This window comes from Frankia sp. CgMI4 (assembly GCF_001756285.1).
In the GTDB taxonomy this organism is placed as follows: Bacteria; Actinomycetota; Actinomycetes; order Frankiales; family Frankiaceae; genus Frankia; species Frankia casuarinae.
Genome location: NZ_MAQZ01000031.1, coordinates 1 through 1,742, shown reverse-complemented (window position 1 = coordinate 1,742; position 1,742 = coordinate 1). Strand labels below are relative to the sequence as shown.

The window sequence follows — 1,742 nt, the reverse complement described above, 5'->3', positions numbered from 1 at the left end:
TTTGCGGGTCACCCTGCGAGAAGTGGCCAGATGCGCTTGAATTCCTCCACCGATACCTGTGGCATTCAGCCGTGATCGGCAGTTGGACTGACGAGCTTACCGCACATAAGGACTTCGGTGATCTCTTCGCRGTGACTGGCAAAGTTTTCGACGCGGCCCGGCACTACATCTGGTCGGGATCGGTGAAGGAGATCAAGAAAATAGGTCGGAGTTTCCCAGAGGCTCCGGTGATAGTCACGACCGAGTTTCTATCCGGACCAAGCTGGGAGGTGGCCGCGGCGTATCGACTGGTCGAACAGACGTCTGATCTTATCCCGGACGATAACGCGAGGCAGTGGCTCCAGTGCGCGCTTGCCGATATCGCCGTTGGGGCCCGCACCGTACCAACAGTCGCTTCGGACCCGTACCATGCATCGTTTGGCGCAGCTGCTAGCCTCGCCTCATTGGCGAATGATGCTCAAGCAGCRCAGCTTCTCGACCTGACAGATAGTCTCATTCCGCGCGGGCCAAAGAATTTTCACCATACCGATGACGACCAAGTCAAGCTGCTGATCACCCTGGCTGACCGGGACGACGAGGTCGGTCACCGCGCTTTTGAGCAGCTGTGTAGAGGCTTGATAACCAGCGAATTTCTAGGCAATCCTCTCCTGAAAAGCAACAGTTCCGTGCTGTCCAATCGAACCGACGAGGCGATGCATCATCTAGCGAACGCCGCGCGGGACGGCCATTTTCAAGCGGCACTCGCCCTTGTGATTGCCGGTGGAGATAGTGAGCCAGTCGCAGCTCTAGCGCGGAAGCACTACGAGCAGGCCATACAGCCTCGCCAGCATGTCCCAGGGCAAGTGACCTTTGGGTCCGACGTACAATCCGTGGCACTGTTGGTGTCGACACTCGGCGAGATCGAGGCAGACACATTTGCGTCGGCGATGCTTGTGATGGCACACGATGTGAAAGAACCGGCCATGAACCGGGAAACAGCACTTCATGCCGTGGGTACGGTAGCCCGGAAACTTTCTGCGGATGTTCGCGCTGAAATGTTCAATGCTACGCTTGCCATGGCGGGAGGCAAATATCTGCCAAGCTCGGAGGAGGTGCCGATACCCGATTCGGGCGATCCRTTTGACCGGTTCAAGTTCAATTTCGGWGGCAATTCCGTTATTGAGATTGCGGCTCTTCGGGTCGCGGCACTGCTGGCAGACGAACCCGCGCGTTACGAGCAGGTACAGCAACAGGCGGAGATGTTGTTCGCTTCGGCGGGACCCGATTCGTCTAGCGGCATCGACCGTGCCATTTCATACATTCCATCGACATATGTTCTTATAGATCCAGCCCGCTTCGTCGGACACCCTCGGCCGATGATCCGGGCTATTGCTGCTGTCAAGTGGGCCGAGGAAGAAGATCGGGATAGCGTTCTCGGCGAGCGTTTTTCTCGTGACCCCTCGGCTATTGTGCGACGATCTCTGGCGATGGCCCTGAGTGTAAATCACCCGGAAGGCATCAGGGAGATCTTGAAATCGGATGTCCGTCGCTCCGTTCGGGACYAGCTAGGCGGGCCGTGAAGGTCTTGGAGGCGTCAAAGATCCAAACTCTGTCCTCTGGCGCATCCACCAAATACATCATGCTCGTCAGGTCTTCGGCGTACTGCTCGGTAAGAGTTCGGTGATGGCGTGGGTGGGCGGGCCGAAGGCCCGGCCGGTGTTGCCGGTCGGGTGGTTTTCGGCTTGTGGGTGGGGTTAGGGCTC

The 1,742-nt window shown here is 58.0% G+C and carries 1 protein-coding gene; it reads left to right on the top strand.

The genetic code is table 11. The annotated features are described in order from the left end of the window. Window positions 1-1,559 (top strand): hypothetical protein (locus Manayef4_RS23805; protein WP_217494085.1); only part of this gene is annotated, 1,559 nt, incomplete at its 5' end. Between the last annotated feature and the right edge of the window lie 183 nt (window positions 1,560-1,742).